This is a genomic window from Streptomyces sp. NPDC002853 (assembly GCF_053591915.1).
Genome location: NZ_JBSFUS010000004.1, coordinates 410,332 through 430,407, shown reverse-complemented (window position 1 = coordinate 430,407; position 20,076 = coordinate 410,332). Strand labels below are relative to the sequence as shown.

21 protein-coding genes are annotated in these 20,076 nt (G+C 70.9%); 9 read left to right on the top strand and 12 right to left on the bottom strand.

Features of this window, described 5'->3' with window-relative positions:
* Positions 1–3 precede the first annotated feature (3 nt).
* Positions 4–543, top strand: coding sequence for a peptide deformylase (def, locus tag ACWD02_RS13165; protein ID WP_451208561.1), 540 nt, complete (start codon positions 4–6; stop codon positions 541–543).
* 21 nt (positions 544–564) lie between these two features.
* Here the strand turns inward: def and ACWD02_RS13160 are convergent, their stop codons facing one another.
* Positions 565–1,212 carry a TetR family transcriptional regulator gene (locus ACWD02_RS13160; RefSeq protein ID WP_451208558.1) on the bottom strand — a complete coding sequence of 216 codons (648 nt, stop codon included), beginning with the start codon at positions 1,210–1,212 and terminating at the stop codon, positions 565–567.
* A gap of 167 nt (positions 1,213–1,379) precedes the next feature.
* Between ACWD02_RS13160 and ACWD02_RS13155 the strand changes: the two genes are divergently transcribed.
* The 4 genes from ACWD02_RS13155 to ACWD02_RS13140 all read left to right on the top strand — a co-directional run bounded on the left by ACWD02_RS13155 (position 1,380) and on the right by ACWD02_RS13140 (position 5,201).
* Positions 1,380–2,606, top strand: coding sequence for an acyl-CoA dehydrogenase family protein (locus ACWD02_RS13155; protein WP_451208555.1), 1,227 nt, complete (start codon positions 1,380–1,382; stop codon positions 2,604–2,606).
* A 149-nt stretch (positions 2,607–2,755) separates the two neighbouring features.
* On the top strand, positions 2,756–3,199 hold the full coding sequence (locus ACWD02_RS13150) for a MarR family winged helix-turn-helix transcriptional regulator (protein ID WP_451208552.1): 444 nt from the start codon (positions 2,756–2,758) through the stop codon (positions 3,197–3,199).
* On the top strand, positions 3,196–4,593 hold the full coding sequence (locus tag ACWD02_RS13145) for an MFS transporter (protein ID WP_451208549.1): 1,398 nt from the start codon (positions 3,196–3,198) through the stop codon (positions 4,591–4,593). The genes ACWD02_RS13150 and ACWD02_RS13145 overlap by 4 nt, the downstream gene beginning before the upstream one ends.
* Positions 4,594–4,643: 50 nt before the next feature.
* Positions 4,644–5,201: an isochorismatase family protein gene (locus tag ACWD02_RS13140; RefSeq protein WP_451208546.1), complete on the top strand. Its 558-nt coding sequence runs from the start codon at positions 4,644–4,646 to the stop codon at positions 5,199–5,201.
* Here ACWD02_RS13140 and ACWD02_RS13135 read toward each other — a convergent pair.
* The 4 genes from ACWD02_RS13135 to ACWD02_RS13120 form a co-directional block, all read right to left on the bottom strand.
* Positions 5,198–5,986, bottom strand: coding sequence for a GNAT family N-acetyltransferase (locus tag ACWD02_RS13135; protein WP_451208543.1), 789 nt, complete (start codon positions 5,984–5,986; stop codon positions 5,198–5,200). The two genes, ACWD02_RS13140 and ACWD02_RS13135, sit on opposite strands and share 4 nt — an antisense overlap.
* A gap of 53 nt (positions 5,987–6,039) precedes the next feature.
* Positions 6,040–7,080, bottom strand: a complete 1,041-nt coding sequence (locus tag ACWD02_RS13130; protein ID WP_451208540.1) for a PhlD — start codon at positions 7,078–7,080, stop codon at positions 6,040–6,042.
* Positions 7,081–7,189: 109 nt separating this feature from the next.
* Complete coding sequence (locus ACWD02_RS13125; RefSeq protein ID WP_451208537.1) at positions 7,190–8,011, bottom strand: MmyB family transcriptional regulator; 822 nt, start codon at positions 8,009–8,011, stop codon at positions 7,190–7,192.
* Positions 8,012–8,458: 447 nt separating this feature from the next.
* The gene (locus ACWD02_RS13120) at positions 8,459–9,346 is read right to left on the bottom strand and encodes a Gfo/Idh/MocA family protein (protein ID WP_451208535.1); all 888 of its coding nucleotides are present in this window, start codon (positions 9,344–9,346) and stop codon (positions 8,459–8,461) included.
* A 222-nt stretch (positions 9,347–9,568) separates the two neighbouring features.
* Between ACWD02_RS13120 and ACWD02_RS13115 the strand changes: the two genes are divergently transcribed.
* Together ACWD02_RS13115 and ACWD02_RS13110 are read left to right on the top strand one after the other, a co-directional pair.
* Complete coding sequence (locus tag ACWD02_RS13115; RefSeq protein WP_451208532.1) at positions 9,569–10,207, top strand: TetR/AcrR family transcriptional regulator; 639 nt, start codon at positions 9,569–9,571, stop codon at positions 10,205–10,207.
* The gene (locus ACWD02_RS13110) at positions 10,204–10,650 is read left to right on the top strand and encodes a cupin domain-containing protein (protein WP_451208529.1); all 447 of its coding nucleotides are present in this window, start codon (positions 10,204–10,206) and stop codon (positions 10,648–10,650) included. The genes ACWD02_RS13115 and ACWD02_RS13110 overlap by 4 nt, the downstream gene beginning before the upstream one ends.
* On the opposite strand, the gene ACWD02_RS13105 is transcribed toward ACWD02_RS13110, so the two are convergent.
* Positions 10,623–11,570, bottom strand: coding sequence for a DMT family transporter (locus ACWD02_RS13105; RefSeq protein WP_451208526.1), 948 nt, complete (start codon positions 11,568–11,570; stop codon positions 10,623–10,625). The two genes, ACWD02_RS13110 and ACWD02_RS13105, sit on opposite strands and share 28 nt — an antisense overlap.
* Positions 11,571–11,712: 142 nt before the next feature.
* On the opposite strand from ACWD02_RS13105, the gene ACWD02_RS13100 reads away from it, so the two are divergent.
* Entirely contained in the window at positions 11,713–12,300 is a 588-nt protein-coding gene (locus ACWD02_RS13100; RefSeq protein WP_451209207.1) for a TetR/AcrR family transcriptional regulator, read from the top strand.
* Positions 12,301–12,318: 18 nt separating this feature from the next.
* On the opposite strand, the gene ACWD02_RS13095 is transcribed toward ACWD02_RS13100, so the two are convergent.
* The 4 genes from ACWD02_RS13095 to ACWD02_RS13080 all read right to left on the bottom strand — a co-directional run bounded on the left by ACWD02_RS13095 (position 12,319) and on the right by ACWD02_RS13080 (position 15,173).
* Positions 12,319–12,645 (bottom strand): hypothetical protein, encoded by a 327-nt coding sequence (locus ACWD02_RS13095; protein WP_451208523.1) that lies wholly within the window; start codon positions 12,643–12,645, stop codon positions 12,319–12,321.
* A 211-nt stretch (positions 12,646–12,856) separates the two neighbouring features.
* Positions 12,857–13,510, bottom strand: a complete 654-nt coding sequence (locus tag ACWD02_RS13090; RefSeq protein ID WP_451208521.1) for a formylglycine-generating enzyme family protein — start codon at positions 13,508–13,510, stop codon at positions 12,857–12,859.
* 14 nt (positions 13,511–13,524) lie between these two features.
* Positions 13,525–14,760, bottom strand: coding sequence for an RNA polymerase sigma factor (locus ACWD02_RS13085; RefSeq protein ID WP_451209205.1), 1,236 nt, complete (start codon positions 14,758–14,760; stop codon positions 13,525–13,527).
* Positions 14,757–15,173: a YciI family protein gene (locus ACWD02_RS13080; protein ID WP_451208518.1), complete on the bottom strand. Its 417-nt coding sequence runs from the start codon at positions 15,171–15,173 to the stop codon at positions 14,757–14,759. Before ACWD02_RS13080 ends, ACWD02_RS13085 begins: the two co-directional genes overlap by 4 nt.
* 189 nt (positions 15,174–15,362) lie before the next feature.
* Between ACWD02_RS13080 and ACWD02_RS13075 the strand changes: the two genes are divergently transcribed.
* On the top strand, positions 15,363–16,169 hold the full coding sequence (locus ACWD02_RS13075; RefSeq protein ID WP_451208516.1) for an isocitrate lyase/PEP mutase family protein: 807 nt from the start codon (positions 15,363–15,365) through the stop codon (positions 16,167–16,169).
* On the opposite strand, the gene ACWD02_RS13070 is transcribed toward ACWD02_RS13075, so the two are convergent.
* Together ACWD02_RS13070 and lpdA are read right to left on the bottom strand one after the other, a co-directional pair.
* Positions 16,160–18,325: an MMPL family transporter gene (locus tag ACWD02_RS13070; protein WP_451208513.1), complete on the bottom strand. Its 2,166-nt coding sequence runs from the start codon at positions 18,323–18,325 to the stop codon at positions 16,160–16,162. The genes ACWD02_RS13075 and ACWD02_RS13070 overlap by 10 nt on opposite strands.
* Before the next feature lie 130 nt (positions 18,326–18,455).
* Entirely contained in the window at positions 18,456–19,859 is a 1,404-nt protein-coding gene (gene lpdA / locus ACWD02_RS13065) for a dihydrolipoyl dehydrogenase (protein WP_451208510.1), read from the bottom strand.
* Between the last annotated feature and the right edge of the window lie 217 nt (positions 19,860–20,076).

The window sequence follows — 20,076 nt, the reverse complement described above, 5'->3', positions numbered from 1 at the left end:
GCCATGCGACACGGCTCGATCCCGGGCGCCTCGGGGCGCGTACGACCTCTGACACTGCTCGGTGACCCCGTGCTGCACAAGCCCTGCGAGGAGGTCACCGACTTCGGCCCCGAACTGGCCCGGCTCATCGAGGACATGTACGCCACGATGTACGCCGCCCAGGGTGTGGGCCTGGCCGCCAACCAGATCGGCGTGAATCAGCGGGTCTTCGTGTACGACTGCCCGGACGACGACGATGTGCGTCATCTCGGGTACGTGGTCAACCCCCGGCTCGTGGAGGCGGACGGGATCGTCGTGCGCGGACCGGAGGGCTGTCTTTCGCTGCCGGGCATCGAGGCGGGCACGCCGCGCTTCGACCACGCGGTGGTGGAGGGCGTCACGATGCTCGGTGAGCCGGTGCGGGTGCACGGGACCGGCTGGTTCGCGCGCTGTCTGCAGCACGAGTGTGACCACGTGGAGGGCGGCGTCTACACCGACCACGTGACGGGCTGGCGGCGGCGCAGGGTTCTGCGGGCCGCCGCCAAGGCGCCCTGGAGCAGCTGACCTACAGCCGCCGGCCGGTGCTCAGAAGCCGGGGCCGCCGACACGGTCGCCCGCCGCCGCGAGCCGCCCCCACAGCAGGTCGGCCAGGCTGCTGACCAACTCCGCACGCGGGCACGGGCGTTCGCCGAGCCACCAGTCGCCGGCCGCGTGCATCATGCCGACGATGCCGTGTCCCCACACGCGCGCGAGCTGCGCGCTGCCCGGTCCGAGGTCGACCCGCTCCTCGATGACCTGCGCGAGCTCCTCGCCCATGCGGCGCAGTACGGGCGCGGAGTGCAGGCCCACGTCGAAGCCCTGGTCGCCGGGTGCGGCGGCGTCCGAGGGGTGCATGAGGAAGCGGTAGACCTGCGGGCGGGCCTCGATCGCCGCGAGGTAGGTGTCCAGGGTCTGTTCGACCCGCTCGCGCCGTTCGGCCGGGGCGTCCAGGGCGGCGCGCAGTGCTTCGAGGAGTGCGTCGGTGTGCCGCTTGGCGAGCGCGGCGTACAGTCCGCCCTTGTCTCCGAAGTGCCGGTACAGGATCGGCTTGGTGATGCCGGCCTCCGCGGCGATGGCGTTCATCGAGGCGCCGGGGCCGTCGCGAAGCACCACCCGGTCGGCGGCCTCCAGTAGCTCGCGCCGCCGGCGCTCGGCAGACCGTTGCTGATCGGTCCGCGGTGTGGTGGTCTCCATAGCGTTTCTCTCCCCGCCCGTGCGATTGCGCCCCGCACGCGCAACGTAACACCCCGCGCGCGACGGCGATCGAACGGGCGGCCGGGAGTTGACACCGGCTACCCGCCAGTAACAGACTCCAGTTACCGCAAGTAACGCACGTCTTCACCGCAGGTCCTGGAGGGGTCATGGCCGAGTTCACCATGGAGCTCAACGACGAACAGAAGGAGGTCCGGGACTGGCTCCACGGTTTCGCCGCTGACGTGATCCGTCCCGCGGCCGCCGAGTGGGACGAGCGCGAAGAGACCCCGTGGCCCGTCATCCAGGAGGCGTCGAAGCTGGGGATCTACTCCCTCGACTTCTACGCCCAGCAGTTCTTCGACCCCACGGGCCTCGGCATCGTGATGGCGACCGAGGAGATCTTCTGGGGTGACGCGGGCATCGGCCTGTCCATCATGGGCACCGGTCTGGCCGCCGTCGGCGTCCTCGCCAACGGCACCGAGGAGCAGATCGGCACCTGGATACCGCAGATGTACGGCGACGTGAACGACGTCAAGGTCGCCGCCTTCTGCTCCTCCGAGCCCGACGCCGGGTCCGACGTGGCGGCGATGCGCACCCGCGCCGTCTACGACGAGGCCAAGGACGAGTGGGTCCTCAACGGCACCAAGACCTGGGCGACCAACGGCGGCATCGCCAACGTCCACGTCGTCGTCGCGGTCGTCGACCCGGAGCTCGGCTCCAAGGGGCACGCCTCCTTCATCGTCCCGCCGAACACCCCCGGCCTCTCCCAGGGCCAGAAGTTCAAGAAGCACGGCATCCGCGCCTCGCACACCGCCGAGGTCGTCCTGGAGGACGTGCGCGTCCCCGGTCACTGCCTGCTCGGCGGCAAGGACAAGCTCGACGAGCGCCTCGCCCGTGCGCGGGAGCGCGCCAAGACCGGCGGCGAGCGCGTGAAGAACGCGGCGATGGCCACCTTTGAGGCGTCGCGCCCGGCGGTCGGCGCCATGGCCGTCGGCACGGCGCGCGCCGCGTACGAAGAGGCCCTGGAGTACGCCAAGACGCGTACGCAGTTCGGTCGCCCGATCATCGACAACCAGGGCGTCGCCTTCCAGCTCGCCGACATGCGTACGCAGATCGACGCAGCCCGTCTGCTCGTCTGGCGTGCCTCGTGGATGGCGAGCACGGGCAAGAAGTTCGAGTCGGCCGAGGGCTCCATGTCCAAGCTGTACGCGAGCGAGGTCGCCAAGAAGGTCACCGCGCAGGCGCTGCAGATCCTCGGCGGCAACGGCTTCACGCGGGAGTACCCGGTGGAGCGCATGCACCGGGACGCCGCGATCTACACGATCTTCGAGGGCACGAGCGAGATCCAGCGCCTTGTGATCGCGCGCACGCTGTCGGGGATGCCGATCCGCTAGCGCGGACGCCGCACGCGACTCTCCGCCCCTGCCGCCTCGCGGCAGGGGCGGCTTGCTGTGCGCGGTCCCCGGCGGCGGGGTGGGGAGAGGAGACGGGGATCGGCAGGCAAACTTGCAAGGTTGCCTGCCATTCTCCTACGGTGGCGCACATGAGCGCATCCTCCGACGGCTCGGATCCCGAGCAGATCGCCGGCGATCTGTCGAACGTCGTCCGGCGCCTCGTGCGGCGCCTGCGCGGCGTGACACCGGGCACCGGCCTCAGCCCCACGCAGCGTTCCGTGCTCGCCCGCCTCGACCACGCGGGCCCCACCACCACCGCGGCCCTGGCCCGCGAAGAGCTCGTCCGGCCCCAGTCCATGCGCCTGACCGTGGCCGCCCTCGAGGAGATGGGGTTCGTCGAGCGGGCCCCCGATCCCGACGACGGGCGGCAGTCCGTCGTCTCCGTGACCGATCAAGGCCATCGCACCCTCACCGAGATGCGGGCCGCCAAGCACGACTGGCTCTCGACGGTCGTCGCCGACGGACTCGACCCGGCGGAGCGCCGCCAACTCGCCGATGCCATCGTGCTGTTGGAGCGGTTGGTGCAGCAGTGAGAGCACTGTCCGCCGCACGGCCGCGGTCGGCGGGCGACGAGGTCACGGGATTCGGGGCGAAGCTCACCGCGCCCCTCCTCCTCGGCTCACTGCTCAACCCGCTCAACACCACGATGATCTCCACCGGCCTGGTGGCGATCGGACACGACTTCGGCGTCGGCGCCGCAGACACCGCCTGGCTCGTCTCCGTCCTCTACCTCGCGAGCGCGGTCGCCCAGCCGGTGCTCGGCAAACTGGCCGACATCATCGGGCCGCGCAGGGTCTTCCTCGGCGGACTCGTGGTCGTGGTCGCCTCCGGCCTGGTGGGCGCTCTGGCCCCCGGGTTCCGCTGGCTGCTCGTCTCGCGTCTGCTGCTCGGCATCGGTACATCGGCGGCGTACCCCGCCGCGATGGCCGTCCTGCGCGACGAGTCACGCAGGCTCGGCACGCCCACACCGCGCACCGTCCTCGGCCGCCTCTCCTTTGCCGCACTGGGCAGCGCGGCCGTCGGGCCGACGCTCGGCGGGCTCCTCGTCGCGACCGCCGGATGGCGCGGCGTCTTCGCCGTCAACGTCCCCGTCGCGCTCATCGCGTTCGGCTGCGCGCTGCGCTGGATCCCCGCGGACGGACCGCGCACCGCGCGCCACGAGGGCGGCGGCCCGAGCGCACTCGACCCGCTCGGCATACTGCTCTTCACCGGCGCGCTGACCTGCCTCTTCGTCTTCCTGCTCGACCTCGGGCACCCGCAGTGGTGGCTGCTTGCGCCCATGGCCGTGCTCTCCACCGCCCTGACCTGGTGGCAGCTGCGTCACCCCCGCCCGTTCATCGACCTGCGGATGCTGGGCACCAACCACGCGCTCGCCCGCACCTACCTGCGCCACGGGCTCAGCTATCTCGTCGTCTACTGCGTCATGTACGGCTTCACCCAGTGGCTGGAGGAGTCCCGCGGCTACTCCTCGCTGCACGCGGGGCTCGTCATGCTGCCGATGTCCCTTGCAGCGCTGGCCTGTTCGCTCCTCGGCGCCCGCACGAAGGGCATCCGCGCGCCGCTCGGCGTGGCCGCCGTGCTCCTGGCCGTGGGCAGTGCGCTGCTCCTGGTGACGACGGGCTCCACCCCGCTCGCCGTGCTGCTCCTGGCGGGCGCCTGCTTCGGCATCCCGCAGGGGTTCATGGGCACCGGCAACCAGGCTGCCGTGCAGCAGTTCGCGCCCGCTGACGCGATCGGAGCGGCCGCCGGGCTCCAGCGCACCGCCCAGTACATCGGCGCCATCACGGCCTCCGGGCTCATCGGCCTGGCCTACGGGCAGCGGGCCGACGACGCCGGCCTTCACCTCATGGCCACGGTCGGCGCCGTCCTGGCGCTCGCCCTGGTCGCCCTGACCCTCACGGACCGGGCCCTGCGCGCCCGCCCGTGACCAGCCAAGACCCATCCACGTATGACCCCCGTATGAAAGAGATCCGCGCCATGACTGCCACCACCCTCGACCCCACCACAGCCCTCGTCCTCGTCGACCTCCAGAAGGGCATCACCGCCCTGCCCACCGCGCACCCCTCCGCGGAGATCGTCGAACGGTCGGCGCGGCTCGCCGATGCCTTCCGCGAGCGCGGCCTGCCCGTGGTCCTCGTCCGGGTCACCGGCGGCGCCCCCGGGCGCACCGAAGGCCCCGCTCGCGGCGGCGACGTGCCCGCCGACTGGGCCGACCTGGTCCCCGCACTGGGCCGCACGGACAGCGACATCGTCGTCACCAAGCAGCAGTGGGGCGCCTTCTACGGCACCGACCTCGCCCTCCAGCTGCGCCGCAGGGGCGTCACCCAGGTCGTCGTCGCCGGCATCGCGACGAGCATCGGCGTCGAGTCGACGGCCCGCGCGGCACACGAGCACGGCTACCACGTCACGGTCGCCGTGGACGCGGTGACCGACATGGACGCGGAGGCACACCGCAACAGCATCGAGAAGATCTTCCCGAGGCTCGGCGAGACGGACACGGCGGAGGCGATCGCGAAGCTGCTGCGGGCCTCCTAGGGCGCGTAGACGTACGGCGTCGTCACGCTCAGCGGCGCGAAGCCAAGGCGCCGCAGGATCGGGCGGCTGTCGTCGGAGGCGTCCACCTGGAGGTAGCGGTAGCCGCGGGCGGCGGCGACGCGGGTGCGGTACGCGACCAGGGCGCGGTAGATGCCCTTGCCCCGCCACTGCGGTGCGGTGCCGCCGCCCCACAGGCCCGCGAAGTCGGTGCCGGGGCAGAACTCCATCCGGGCCGAGCTCACCGGTACGTCGCCGGCCATCGCGACCACCGCGACGATGGTGTCGGGGGCGTCGGTCAGCTGGGTGAGGACGCGCTTGGCGAGGCGTTCACCGAGTTCCGCACTGTCCTCGCCGAAGGCCACGTTGTGGGCGTCCGTCATGAGCCGTACGCCGGCCGAGTCGGTCACCGGGAGCAGGCTCACCCCCTCGGGCAGTTCGGGCTCGGTGGGCAGATCGGCGACCTCGGCCACCATCACGGTCTCCGGCGGCTCCGGGACGAAGCCGGCCGCCCGCAGCCGGTCGGCGAGGTCGGCCGGGCGGTCGTGGGAGTGCAGCTTCCACTCGAACTCGCGCCGGAGAGAGGTGAAGTGGCGGACCTGCTCGGCGATGACGGCATCCGCCGTGGTCTCGTCGACGTCCGCCCAGTGGACGCCGTTCCAGTCGTGCGCCGCGCCGACCTGCCGGACGACGCTCCCGTCCCGCTCGACGCGTGCACCGGGGCTGTCCGCCTGCGCACCCCGCCGGATCTGCCGGTCGTACGCCGTCAGTACCGCTTGATGATCCATGCGGGCACTTCAGCAGTAGCGGTGGGACGCGGCAACCGAATTAGCGCGCGCGGTCAGGCCTGCCAGTGGCAGCGGAGGGCGGCGGTGGCGAAACCGGGCCCGAAGGCGACGACGATGCCGCGGGCGCCGTCGGCGGGGGGCGCGGCGTGGGTGCGTTCGAGGATCCGCAGGATGCTGACACCGCCGAGATTGCCCTCGTCGGCGAGAGTGTCGGTCGAGTGGCGGATGTCGTGCGCAGCCAGGCTCAGGGCGGCGGCGGTGTCGGAGATGATGCGGGGGCTGCCGGGGTGGATGACGGCGAAGTCCGGTTTCTGCGGGCCGTGCCAGTCCATGACGGCGGGCAGCACGTCGTCGGCGGCGGTGAGGGCCTTCTTCGTGGAGTCGAAGTGGAACCCGTCGGTGGCGATGCGCCCCTGATAGCGGTCGAGACTGTCCGGCAGGACGTACTCAAGGCTGTCGTCGATGGCCATGCCCGAGGCCGATGGTTCGCCGGTGACAACGGTCGCGGCTGCCGCGTCCCCGAACAGCGCCTTGTAGATCATCGATTCGATCGTGGTGTCCGCGTGGTTGTAGACCGTGGATATGACCTCGGCGGCGACCACGAGGACTTTGCTGCCGGGGCGGGCGGACACCAGGTCGGCGGCGCGGAGCAGGGCCTGTGCGCCGCCGGCGCAGGCCAGGGTCGTCAGCGCGATGCGGCGCACGGTGGGACGGAGCCCCAGGCGGGCCACCAGGTGTACGTCGAGGTTCGGCACCGCCCAGCCGGTGACGTGAGCGGTGACGACCGCGTCGATGTCGTCGGCCGTGAGCCCGGCGGTGTCGAGGGCGGCGTGGGCGGCGCGCTCGGCCATGTCGACGGCATCGCGGAACGCGGTCTCGGCCCGCGCGGTGATGCCGGCCCCGCCCGCGACGGCGGGGGAGTCGACGGGACGCGTGAAATAGCGGGTGTGAACACCGCAGTTGCCCACCACGCGGAGGATCGCACCAAGCCGGGGGTGGTCGGGATGGTGCACCCGGATGTCGTCCGCGATCTCAGCGGTCGTGACCTTGTGGTCGCCGAAGACGGTCTGGGGTCTTGAGACGTAGGCGGGCACGAGGTGGCTCCCACTGGCTTGTCGGATGTGGGGGGTGCGGCACAACGTACTTCACCGCGCTGAACTGGTCCCCCTCCGACAACCGGAGTCCTGGAAACGTGTCGTCCGGTCAGCGAGCCCGCAGCATGGGAGCGCGCGTGTGACTTCGCTTCTCGCCGGGGTGGAACACCATGATGATCAGCCGGGCGCCTGGCGCCGTCATGGGCTGCGCCGCGCACATCGTCAGCCAGCCGGGGCCTTGTTGGGCGTGGTACAGGGGGCGCTCGTCGCCGTCCGGGTGCGAGAAGAAGTCGCCGGCTCCGTAGAGGGGAGCGGCTTCGGGGTCCGCGAGGACTTCCTTCTCTATCTGGCGCAGGACTTCGTCGTCCGGCCGTGCCGCGAGCGCGGCCCGCAGCTGGGGCAGGACCATGGGGGCCCACGCGGTGTGCCAGTTCGTCAGGGACCGGCGTCCCTCGGGATCGAGGAGCATCCAACGCATCGTGTTGCCGGGCACGTTCCCGTTCGGGAACAGCTCGGCGAAGGGTTCGTTGTAGGCGAGCATGTCCCACGACGCGTCGGTGACGTACGCCATGTGCCGGATGCTCTCGACGGCCTCCTGCCAGACCCCCGGGATCTCCTTGCCCGACGACTGATGGAGCGGGCCCGGAGGTTCCTGCAACAGCGCGAACCGGCAGAGCGACACCCATTCCTGCTCGTTGAGCCCGAACAGCAGGGCGACATCCCGGAGCAGCGAGGCCGGGGGATTGGGGTAACTGCCCGACTCCAGGCGGTGGTATGTGCCGATGGCGCGGTGCAGCAGCTGGTCGACCTGGTGCTGGGAGAGGCCGCGGGCGCGTCGCCCCTGGCCCGTGGGGCGGCTGAAGCCGTGCGATTCGGGGGCTATGAGGGCGCGTCGTTCGCGGAGCAGAGCGCGGAGCGCCGTCTTGTTCATGGTGGGTAATCCCTCTTGGTGCACGCCGAGTTGAGCATCAGCAGTCTAAATATTCTCACCAGCTTTGGTAGTAAAGATTGCCCGAAGAAAAACGATCAGTCGATGCGGCACCATGGATGGAGCGGGACCACCGACCTGCTAGTTCCGGCGTCGGTGGGCACGCGGACACAAGTGTGGGGTGCCTTGGCCGAGGAGCTTGAAATTGGCTGAAATTCCTCGGCGTCGGGTACCCCCTAGGCCCATTGGGCCGCTGCGGGAAGAGTATGGATCGGTTGTTCGTATTCCGATGTGTGTGGTCGGAAACGTCGCACTCGGGACGTACGGCGCATGACTTCCCGGACCGGTTCCCGGGTCCACTGGCTGCGGCCGGTGCCGTCACTCGCCATTACGTAGCGGCCACGGTACCGGCCGCCCGCGGTCGTCCCCGGGCGGTGCACCCGGGAGAGGTCACCCGGCGGGAAGCTGCTCCTCGGCCTGGGTCAGGATCTCCGTCACGCGCAGACCGAACCGCACGTCACAGGCGTGTGGCCGGCCGGATCGGGCCGCGTCGACGAGCGCGTCGACCGCGGAGCGGAACGCGTCGAGTGCCCCGCCCCCCGTCGGCATCAGCGCCGTCCCTGTCTCGCCGCGCAACTCCACCGTCACTCCCGCGGCCTTCGGCGGCGTGCTCAGGCTCAGCGTCGCCGTGCTCGACGCCCCGCCGCTGTGCCGCAGGACCAGATGGACCAGGTCCGCCTGTCCCGCCGCGGCCGTCACGTCGGTGACATCGCCGAGCACCGGCATCAGGACGGACAGGGCGTGCGGGCCGACGTCCCACAGGCCACCGCGTCGCGCCCGCCACGGCGAGGAGAACGGGCTGGTCCCGTCCGCCGCGTAGAAGGAGCCGTACCAGTCGGCGCGGCCGGTGAACCAGCCCTCCGTCGCCGCCTGCTCCGTCACCCAGGCCGCTGTCGGCCCGGCGAAGCGCAGCGTGAAGAAGACGACGGACGCCACCCGGGCCGCCTCGGCGGCCGCCGCGAGATCGCGCGCCGCGGCCACCGTCGTCGCCACCGGCTTGTCCAGGAGCAGATGGCAGCCCGCCGCCGCGGCCCGCGTGGCCAGCGGTGCCTGCACGTCCGGCGGTACGGCGAACGCCACGGCGTCGCTCGCGGCGAACAGGTCGTCCACCTCCGTGTACGCCGTGGTCGCGTGCGCCGCCGCCAGCGCGGCCGCCGCGTCGGGCCGCCGCCCCCACACGCCGGAGAGCTCCACGTCCGGGTGCGCGGCGAGCGCGGGAGCGTGCGTGGACGAGGCCCAGGGGCCCGTGCCGACCAGTCCAATTCGCCATCTCTTCATGGTCGGCATTATGGCTGACTCCATACCGTCGGTTGCGGCGACGCCCAGTGGCCGCACGGCAGTTGGCTGCTCTTCGCTCTTGTGCGCAAGTCACCGATGGCTTGATCTCGATTCCGAACTCAGCGGTGGTGAAAGCCCATTCACCCGCTATGGTGAATTTCCATTCACTTCCTTTCGTCTACCTTCACCTCTCCGGAGTTTCGTGCCCACGCTGGAGTGATCATGAAGTTCGCCCCGATATCTTCCGCAGATAGCACAGGCATATGCGCCCGCCGCGACGCCGAGGCGACGAAGGCCGCCATCATCCGCGCCGCCCGGTACCTCCTGGCCCGGCACGCGCACGCCGACATCACGCTCAGGGCGGTGGCCGAGCGGGCCGGTGTGAGCGCGCCCCTGGTCCTGAAGTACTTCGGCAACAAGGACGCGCTCTTCGCCCGCATCATGTCCTTCGAGGCCGACGCCGAGGCGCTGCTTGACGCGCCGCTGGCCGTCCTGGGCCGCCACATGGTCCACCACCTGCTGACCGGCCAGGCCGAGCACGGCGCCGACCCCATCCTGCGGATCGTCTTCGCCCCGCTCCACCGGGAGCAGGGGGACACCCTGCGCGACAACTTCCGTACGCAGGTGGTGGATCGGCTCACCGAACGCCTCGAAGGACAGGACGCGGGTGTCCGCGCCGAGCTTGCTGTGGGCACGCTGCTCGGCCTCGGCGTGATGTACGGAATAGCCCGCGGGCCACACGTGCGCGCCACACCCGTCGCCGAAATCACCGAGCGGTACGCGCCCACCGTGCAGGCTTTCCTCACGCCCCCGAGGGGCACTGTGAACCCCGCCGACCCGCGAAACGGAGAGCACGCATGAACGACGCGAGTGAACGCCCCGCCCTGGCGAGCGAGCTGGGCATGGAGCCGCACCCCGAAGGCGGCTGGTTCGTCGAGACCTGGGCGTCGGACCACTCCTTCACGCCCGCCGGTTACCCCGGCGCCCGTACGGCGGCCACCGCCATCTACTTCCTGCTGTGCCCGGGAGAGGAGTCCCGCTGGCACGTGGTGCGCTCGGACGAGATCTGGCTGTGGCACCGCGGCGGCCCGCTCGACCTGCGCCTGGGAGGTGACGGCGCACTCCCGAAGGAGGGTGCGGCGCCCATGCGCCTGGGGCCGGGCGTCGAACGCGGCGAGCGCCCGCAGGTCCTGGTGCCCGGAGGCGTGTGGCAGGCGGCGCGCCCCGCCGGTGACGAACCGGTCCTGGTGAGCTGCGTCGTCGCGCCCGGTTTCGACTACGCGGACTTCCGGCTCGCGGACTGACGAGGCGTCGCGGTCACGGGCGCGTCCTGTGACGAGCACACCACCGATGGCGCGGAGCTCTTCCCGCGGTGCACGACGCCGACCGCCGCGAGCCCGACCGCGAGGCCCAACGCCGTCTGTACGCCGAAGTGTTCGCCGAACATCAGGGCTCCCCACAGGGCCGTGACCGGTGCCATCAGGAACATGAGCGTGTTGACCTGGGTGACCCCGGAGCGCCGCAGGATCAGCCAGTAGAGCCCGTATCCGCCGAGGGTGGAGAGCGTCACCAGCCAGCTGATCGCCACCCAGAACGACCCCTCCGCCGGCGGTGTCGCGGCGCCCGCGCCCACGGCCAGCGCCGTGAAGATGACGGCGCTGGTCACGCAGTGGACCGTCATCGAGACCGCCGGGGCGACCGGGCGGGGGGAGCGGCGGTCCAGGAAGGTCGCTGCGACCAGCGAGAACATCCCGAGGAAGGGCACCGCATAGGCCCACAAGGGAGCGTCGGTGCCACCCGTGGCGTCCGCCGCGGTCACGATGACGACCCCGGTCACGCCGAGGGCGAGGCCCACCCACTGGGTGCGCGAGACGTACTGGCCGAGCAGCGGCCCGGCCAGGGCGCCCGCCACCAGTGGCTGGGTGCCGTCGATCAGGGCGGTGGTGCCGCTGGAGACGCCGAGCTGGATCGCGTAGTACACGGTGAGCAGATAGCCGCTCTGGGACAGCGCGCCGACCGCGGCTTGCCGTATCGCGTCTCGTGCGGTGAAGCCGCGCCAGGACGCCCGCGCCACGGTGAGGGCGACGACCGCGAGCACGAGGGCAAGCGGCAGGAAGCGCCACATCAGGATCGTCACGGCTGACGCGCTCCCGGCGCCGAGCTTCGCCCCGATGAAGCCCGAGCTCCAGGTCAGTACGAACGCGATCGAGAGCAGGACGTTCATGTCGTTCCTCCGAGTGAGGTAAACCGATCTGTCTACTCCTGCTCGAGTATACAGATCGGTTTACTATGGAGACATGACCGAGCTGCTGAGTGAGATCGTGAAGGGCGCCGGCGGTGCCGAGGACGCACCGCGCAGGATCGTCATGACGCCGGCCGCGCGGCGCGCCCTGGATGCCGCGAGCGCGCTGTTCTACGACCGCGGGATCCATGCCGTCGGGGTGGACCTCATCGCCGCCGAGGCCGGTGTCACCAAGAAGACGCTCTACGACCGCTTCGGCTCCAAGGAGCAGATCGTCGTCGAGTATCTGGCGGCCCGTGACGAGCGCTGGCAGGCATTCCTCGCGCCGTACGTCGAGTCCGCGGCCACCCCGCGGGCCAGGATTCTGGCCGTCTTCGACGCTTCGCGCGACTGGGCCGACGTGTTCAGCGGCAAGGGCTGCAGCATGGTCAACGCGCACGCCGAGATCAGCGATCCCGCGCACCTCGCGTACCGGGTCATCGCCGGCCAGAAGGCGTGGATGCTCGCCCTCTTCACCGGTCTGGCCCGCGACATCACGCCCCGGCGGGCGGCGGAACTCGGCCGGACGCTGATGCTGCTGCACGAGGGCGCCTTGGTCGCGCACGGCCTGCGCATCTTCCCGGACGCGATCGACCACGCCCGTGACGAGGCGGCGAAGCTGCTCGTCGGCGCCGTCCCTGACGCATCCACCGCGGAAGAGAAGACCAGCTGAAAGGCCCTTGGGGCCCGCTCACTGCCCCGAGCAGTTGCGGACCGTCGGCTGCGGTGGAACCCGGTCCTCGGCATCGGGCTCCACCGTGGTCGCAAGGGTGTCCAGGAAGCGCTGGAGAGCGGGTGCGCCCCCCGGGCCCAGGCTGCGGCGGATGGGCGGCACGGTCGCCGGAGCGTCGGAACCGCGCCGGGTCCCGGTGGTGGGGCAGGGCGATTCCGTGGCGTCGACGGTCACGGCCCGGCGTATGAACTCATCGACCGGGAGGCCGAGCTGGTCCGCGTTCCGCAGGACCGCCTCGTACTCGTCGGGCGTGAACAAGACCTGCACAGGCTTGGCACCGTCCATGAACGCATGATGCCGCTCGGGGGGTGCGCCGCGCGGTGCGGTTGGCATATTCGCCCTCGAAGGCGTGAAACGGCCCCGAGTGGACATGAACGGTCGGAAATAGATGTAGGCCCCGACCGGACGGGGGAATCGCGATCGGGACCTACGCACTGTTCAACGGTGAACCAACGGTCGGTGTTCCCAGGTAGGGGGCCTGTCACTGTGAGCTGCGTTACGTGCCGGGGAGGGAACGCGCGACGCGGAAACCCACGTCGTCGATGCGGAACGTCGGGTGGCTGCGGCGCCGCACCGAGGCCCGGCAGCTCCAGTGCTCGTCGAACCACCCACCGCCACGGAGTACCCGATAGGCGCCGTACACCTCGGGGTCGTAGAGGTCCCAGCACCACTCCCACACGTTGCCGAGCATGTCGTGCAGGCCCCACGCGTTGGGCTGCTTGCCACCCACGTCGTGACTCCGCCCCGAGCCGTTGCCGCCGTACCAGGCGATCTCGTCGAGCGGCCCGTACCGCGCACCGGCCGTGCCCGCCCGGCACGCGTGTTCCCACTCGGCCTCGGTGGGCAGCCGGTAACCGCCGGCGGCCGTGTCCCACTGCGGATCTTCGCCGTCGGCGCCGAGCCGGTAGGCGGGGGTCAGCCCCTCCCGGAGGGACAGCGCGTTGCAGAAGCGGACCGCGTCCAGCCAGGAGACGCCCTCCACGGGCAGCCGGTCGCCGCGTGCGGTGCTCGGCCGCTCGCCGGTCACCTGTGCGTACTGCTCCTGGGTGACGGGAAACGGTGCGAGCTCGTGGGCCGCGACCTCCACCGCCCAGCTGCGTTGTGTCCGCCGGTCCGACAGCGTCACCTGCCCCGCCTGGACGCTGATCATCTCGTGCTCCGTACTCAGGTCGACAGCAGACGGGCCGCACGCATCTGCAGGTAGCGCGTCTCAGGGATGCTCAGCGTACGCGTGGCCGCCAACTGGTAGGCGGCGCGGGCCGCTTCCGTCTCGCCCGCCCGCTCCAGGAGATGGGCGCGCACGGCATCGAGCCGGTGATGACCCGCCAACCGGTCCTCGATCGCCGCCACTTCGGCGAGCCCTGCGCGCGGCCCGTGCACCATGGCGAAGGCCACGGCCCGGCTGAGTTCGGCCATGGGTTCGGGAGCGCGGCGTACGAGGACGTCGTAGAGGGCGAGGATCTGCGGCCAGTCGGTGTCGTCGGCGCGCGTGGCCTCGTCGTGCAGCGCGGCGATCGCCGCCTGCAACTGGTAGGCGCCCGCGGGGCCTTGGGACAGGGCCTTCTCGACCAGGCCGCAGCCCTCGTCGATCGCGCGCCGGTCCCAGCGTGAGCGGTCCTGTTCGTCGAGCGGGATGAGCTCTCCGTGCGGGCCGGTACGGGCCGCGCTGCGGGCCTCGGTGAGCAGCATCAGCGCGAGCAGCCCGGTGACCGCGCCCTCGTCGGGCAGCAGCGTGCACACGGACCGGGTGAGCCGGATCGCCTCCCGCGCCAGATCCGAGCGGTGCAGGGCGCTGCCGGAAGTCGCCGTGTACCCCTCGTTGAAGATCAGGTAGAGCACCTGGAGCACCACCGCGAGCCGCTGATCACGGTCCGCCGGGCCGGGCTGCCGGAACGGCACGCCCTTGACCTTCGCCTTCGCCCTGCTGATGCGCTGCGCCATCGTCGCCTCGGGCACGAGATGCGCGCGGGCGATCTCGGCGGTGGTCAGTCCGCCGACCGCGCGCAGCGTGAGGGCGACCTGCGCGGCCGGGCTCAGCGCCGGGTGACAGCACAGGAACAGCAGGGTCAGGGTGTCGTCATCGGACGGCGCGCGGCTCTCGCCCGGCGGGGGCGCGGTGAAGGCGTCCCGGGGCGACAGCTGGGCGGCCTCCTCCTCGCGCCTGCGCCGGGCCTCGTCACTGCGCAGCTGGTCCATGAGCCGCCGCGACGCGACCCTGATCAGCCAGCCGCGGGGATTCTCGGGAACGCCCTGCTCGGGCCACTGCCGCGCCGCGGCGAGCAGCGCCTCCTGCACGGCGTCCTCGGCCTCGCCGAAGTGGCCGTACCGGCGCACGAGCGCGCCGAGGACCTGCGGCGCGTGCAGGCGCAGCAGGTCCTCGACAGCGGTTGTGCCGTTCAGGACGCGTCGTCCGGGCCGCCCATGATGGGGCGGATCACCACGGGGTAGTTCGGTGCGCCCTCGGGGATCGGGCACTGCTGGATGCGGGCGGCGATCTCGGTGACGCGGTCCAGGCTCTCGCACTCCAGGACCCAGTAACCGGCGAGGACTTCCTTCGTCTCGCCGTAGGGACCGTCCGTGATGACCGGGCGGCCCTCCTTGTCCACGTCGACCAGGCGGGTCCGCGCGGGCTCGGCCAGGCCCTGGCCGTCCACGATCTCGCCGGACTCGGCCAGGTCGTTGTTGAGCGCGCCCATGAAGGCGAACATCGCCTGCAGGTCCTTCTCGCTCCAGGCCGGGCTCGACGCGTTGCCCTTGCCGCTCTGCGCCTCGTAGTCCGCCTGCGTGCCCTGCACCATCACCAGGTACTTCATGACGTCTCTCCTCGACTGTGCGGTGGTCACCCCTTGCGGGCAACTCTCACAGGGGACGTCGGGGCCGGCCACTCGTTCTCGACATTAGGCGGGAAGAACTTTTCGTGAGGTGTCGAAAAGGCCCGCCCGGCCTCCGTCCACCAGCACATTTCGGTGGTCGCCGAACCGACGCGCGGCTACGGTCCGGGCATGACGAACGCACAGCGAGCCGAGCAGTTCCGCGCCCTGCACCGCACCGGCGAACCCCTGTTGCTGCCCAACGCCTGGGACCACGCCTCCGCCGCGGCGCTCGCCCACGGCGGTTTCCCGGCGATCGGCACCACGAGCCTGGGAGTGGCGGCCGCCGTCGGCAAGGCGGACGCCACCGGCGGCACACGGGAGGAGACCCTGAGCCTTGCCCGCGGCCTGGCAAGGCTGCCCGCCCTGGTCACCGTGGACATCGAGGGCGGCTTCAGCGACCGGCCGGGGGAGGTCGGGGCGCTCGCGGCGGAACTCGCGGGTGCGGGTGTCGTGGGCGTGAACATCGAGGACGGGCGCCCGGACGGGACACTGACCGACACGGTGCTGCAGTGCGAGCTGATCCGCGCGGTCAAGGAGGCGGCCCCCGACCTGTTCGTCAACGCGCGCACGGACACCTACTGGCTGCGCGCCGGGGGAGCGGGCGAGACCGAGCGCCGGGCCGCCGACTACCAACTGGCGGGAGCCGATGGGCTGTTCGTCCCCGGACTGCAGGACGAGAAGGTCATCACGGGGCTGGTCGAAGGGGCGCCCGGCCTGCCGCTGAACATCCTCTTCGCGCCCGGTCGCCTGACCTACGCGCGCCTCGCGGAGCTCGGCGTGCGCCGGGTGAGCAGCGGCTCGCTGCTCTTCCGCGCCGCGCTGCACGGAGCCGTGGAGGCGGCGCGCGCGATCGCCCGGGGCGGCGCCGTGCCACAGGACCTGCCCTCGTACGCGGACGCCCAGGCGCTCTCGGCGGCGTACGGCGATCAGGTGTAGGGCGGCTCGTCGGGGCGGCCCGGCCTCTCGCCCGCGCTGTCCCGGGGGCCGCCGCCGTCGCGCTTCTCGTCCCCGTGGCCCGGCCACCACGCCTTGTGACCGATCAGCGCCGTCAGCGCGGGCGTGAAGATCATCGCCATGACGAAGGCGGCGATGAGGATGCCGAAGGAGAGGGAGAAGCCCATCTGGGAGAGCGTCGAGTTGCCCGCGAGCATCAGCGTCGCGAACGTGCCCGCCAGGATCACGCCCGCCGAGCCGATCGTCGGGCCCGAGTGGCGCACCGCCGTGCCCGCCGCGTCGTGCGGGGTGCGGCCCTCGCGGGCCTCCTCGCGCAGTCGCGACACCATGAGGATGTTGTAGTCCGTGCCGAGGGCGACCACGAACAAGTACATGATGACGGGCAGCATGAACATCAACCCGGGCTGGCTGCCGATCTGTTGGAAGAGCAGCGAGGTCGCGCCCAGGGTCGCGCCGAAACCGAGCGCGACCGACAGCATCAGGTACCACGGCGCCACCAGGCTCCGCAGGAGCAGGCCGAGGATGACCATGATGGCGAGGGCGGCCACCGGGAAGACCACCGAGTAGTCCCGGTCCACGGCCTTGTTGATGTCGACGTACACCGCGGTCGTCCCGCCGACGAGTGCTTCGGTGCCGGCCGGGGCGTCCTCGTGGGCGACCGGGCGCAGGCGGTCCTTGACGGTCTCCAGGGCGTTGTCGGATGCGGGCGGATCGGAGAGCACCACGGAGAACGACGCCGTGCCGCCGTCCTTGCTCAGCCGGGGCGGGGAGACCTCGCCCACGCCGTCGACCTTGTCCAGCTGCCCTCTGAAGGCGGCCGTCCGCGCCGCGGGGAGCGAGCCGTCGTCCGTGGAGGTGAGGTAGACGAAGGTAGGGTCGGTGGTGCCCGCGGGGAAGCCCTTCTGGAGGTCCTTCAGGGCGACCATCGACTCCTTGTCCTTGGGCAGCGAAGAGCCCGCGAGGTCGAAGTTGGCCCGGTAGCCGAGGGCGCCGAGCGTGAGAGCGCCCATGAACAGCGCCGACACCAGCGCCCAGATCGCGGGCTTGCGGGCGATGGAGGCGCCGAGCCGCGCGAACCCGGTGCCCTGCGGCTCCCGCTGCCACGACTTCGAGGGCCAGAACACCTTCGTGCCGAGCAGGGAGACGACGGCGGGGACCAGGGTGAGCCCGGCGAGCAGCGTCACGAAGACCGCGATGGCCAGGGCGGGGCCCATGGAGCGCAGCATGCCCAGCGAGGAGAGCGTGAGGGCGGCAAAGGCGACGATGACGGCGCCCGCCGCCGAGGTGATCGCCTCGCCGACCCGCTCGACGGCGTGCACCATGGCGCCCTTGGGGTCCTCGCCCGCCCGCAGCGCCTCTCGGTAGCGGAAGAGCAGGAAGAGGATGTAGTCCGTGCCGACGCCGAACAGGACGACGGTCAGGAGTTCCTGGATCGAGGAGTCGGCCTTCATGTCGAAGGCCTTGTTCGCCGAGGCGATGAGGCCGGTCGCCATCGGCGAGATGAGGCCGATCAGGACCACGGGGAGCAGCGCGATGATCGGGCTCCGGAAGATCACCAGGAGCAGCACGATGATGATCACGATCGTGCCCACGCCGACCAGCAGCCCGGCCCGTTCCGATGCGTCGCTCTCGTCGAGGGCCTGCGCGGCGGAGCCGGTGATCCCGGCCGAGAGGTCCGTGCCCTTCAGCTCGGGCTTGAGGTCGGAGCGCAGTTTCTCGACCGCGTCCTGCTGCGCGGTGTCCTCGGGGTCGGTGAGCTTCGGCATCGCGACGACCGCCGTCTGCACCAGTTTGTTGGGGGAGACCGCGCCGGGCACCACGGCCTGCACCTCGGGGATCTTCTTGGCCTGCAGATCCCCGGAGACGCGGGTGATGTCGGCGGAGTCGGCAGCCGTCAGCTTCCCGCCGTCGGAGCGCTGGAAGACGATGATCGCGCCGACGTTCTGCTGTTTGGGGAACTCCGCTTCCTGCACGTCCGCCGCGCGGATGGACTCGTAGTGGTCCGGCAGGAAGCTCGCCTCGTCGCTGCTGGAGGTGAGCTTGGGCGCCAGGGAGATCACGGCGCCGGCCGCCACGACCCACGCCAGGATGATCCACCACGGACGACGGACCACGAATCGGCCCAGGCCAGAGAACATCGGCTGCTGCCTCTCCCTCGCCCCCGAGGCGTAACGGCGCGTTCTGACCAAGGATCTTCCGGACCGGGCGGCCCCGCCACTTGAGCCGTTCGGCGCAAGGGCGGGGCGCGCCCCGGGGGACGCGGGGCCGCTAGAAGTTGATCATGTGTCCGGCCAGGCCGTGCACCGCTTCCTTGACCGCCTCGCCGAGCGTGGGGTGCGCGTGCACGTTGCGGGAGACCTCGTGCACGGTCAGATCCCACTGCTGGGCCAGGGTCAGCTCGGGAAGGAGCTCGGTGACGTCAGGACCGATCAGGTGGGCGCCGATGATCTCGCCGTACCGCGCGTCGCTGATGATCTTGACGAAGCCGACGGTGTCGCCGAGGCCGTGCGCCTTGCCGTTCGCCATGAACGGGAACTTGGCGACCTTGACGTCGAAGCCCTTCTCCTTGGCCTGCGCCTCGGTCCAGCCGAAGCTGGCGATCTGCGGCTGGGAGTAGGTGGCGCGCGGGATCATCGGGTAGTCGAGTTCCATCGTCTCGGCGCCCGCGAGGGTCTCGGCGGCCACGACACCCATGGCCTCGGCGGTGTGCGCGAGCATCAGCTTGGCGGTGACATCACCGATGGCGTAGATGTGCGGCACGTTCGTCCGCCCGCGCCCGTCGATGTCGATGGCCCCGCGCTCGGTCAGCGCCACGCCCGTCGCCTCCAGGCCGAAGCCCTCGACGTTCGGCGCGAAGCCGATGGCCTGCAGGACCTTGTCGGCCTCCAGGACCTCCTGCTTGCCGTCCTTGCCCGTCACGGTGACCTTGACCTTGGCGCCGGACTCGTCGATCGACTCGACGCGGGTGGAGGTCTTCACGTCGATGCCGAGCTTGCGGTACTGCTTGGCCAGCTCCGTGGAGACGTCCGCGTCCTCCAGGGGCGCGACGCGGTCCAGGAACTCGACGATCGTGACCTTCACGCCGTAGTTGTGCAGGACATAGGCGAACTCGATGCCGATGGCGCCCGCGCCCGCGATCACGATGGACTCCGGCACGGAGTCGGCGAGGATCTGCTCCTCGTACGTCACGACGCGCTCGGAGCGCTTTGTGCCGGGCAGCAGCTTCGGTGTCGCGCCCGTGGCGATGATGCAGTTCTCGAACGTGATCGTGTCCGTGGAGCCGTCCGACTTGGCGACCTGGAGCGTGTTCGCGTCGAGGAAGGTGCCCCGGCCGTCGAACTCGGTGATCTTGTTCTTCTTCATCAGGAAGTGGACGCCCTTGACGCGGCCGTCCGCGACCGTGCGGCTGCGGTTGAAGGCCTCGCCGTAGTCGAAGGACACGTTCCCGTCGACCTTGATGCCGTACGTCTTCTGCTCGTGCGTGAACAGATGGGCCAGCTCGGCGTTGCGCAGCAGCGCCTTGGTCGGGATACAGCCGACGTTGAGGCAGACACCTCCCCAGTACTTCTCCTCGACGACCGCTACCCGCTTGCCCAGCTGGGCGGCGCGGATGGCGGCCACATAGCCGCCGGGTCCTGCTCCGAGCACGACGACGTCGAAGCGGTCTTCCATGGGGAGGTCCTCTCTGGTGGTACGTATCGGGTGGTACGTATCCGGTGGTGGGTGACTCGCGCACGTCCGATCATGCGCCATCCGGCCGCCCCGCGGGCGGTCGGGTGTCCGATGTCATGCCGCCCGTCCTGCCCCGTTTTCCCAACCCCCTCTGGAGGTACGCCTGTTGGCGTTCTGCCCCAGGTTCACCCGGTCGTGAGTCACGGGATAGTGTCGC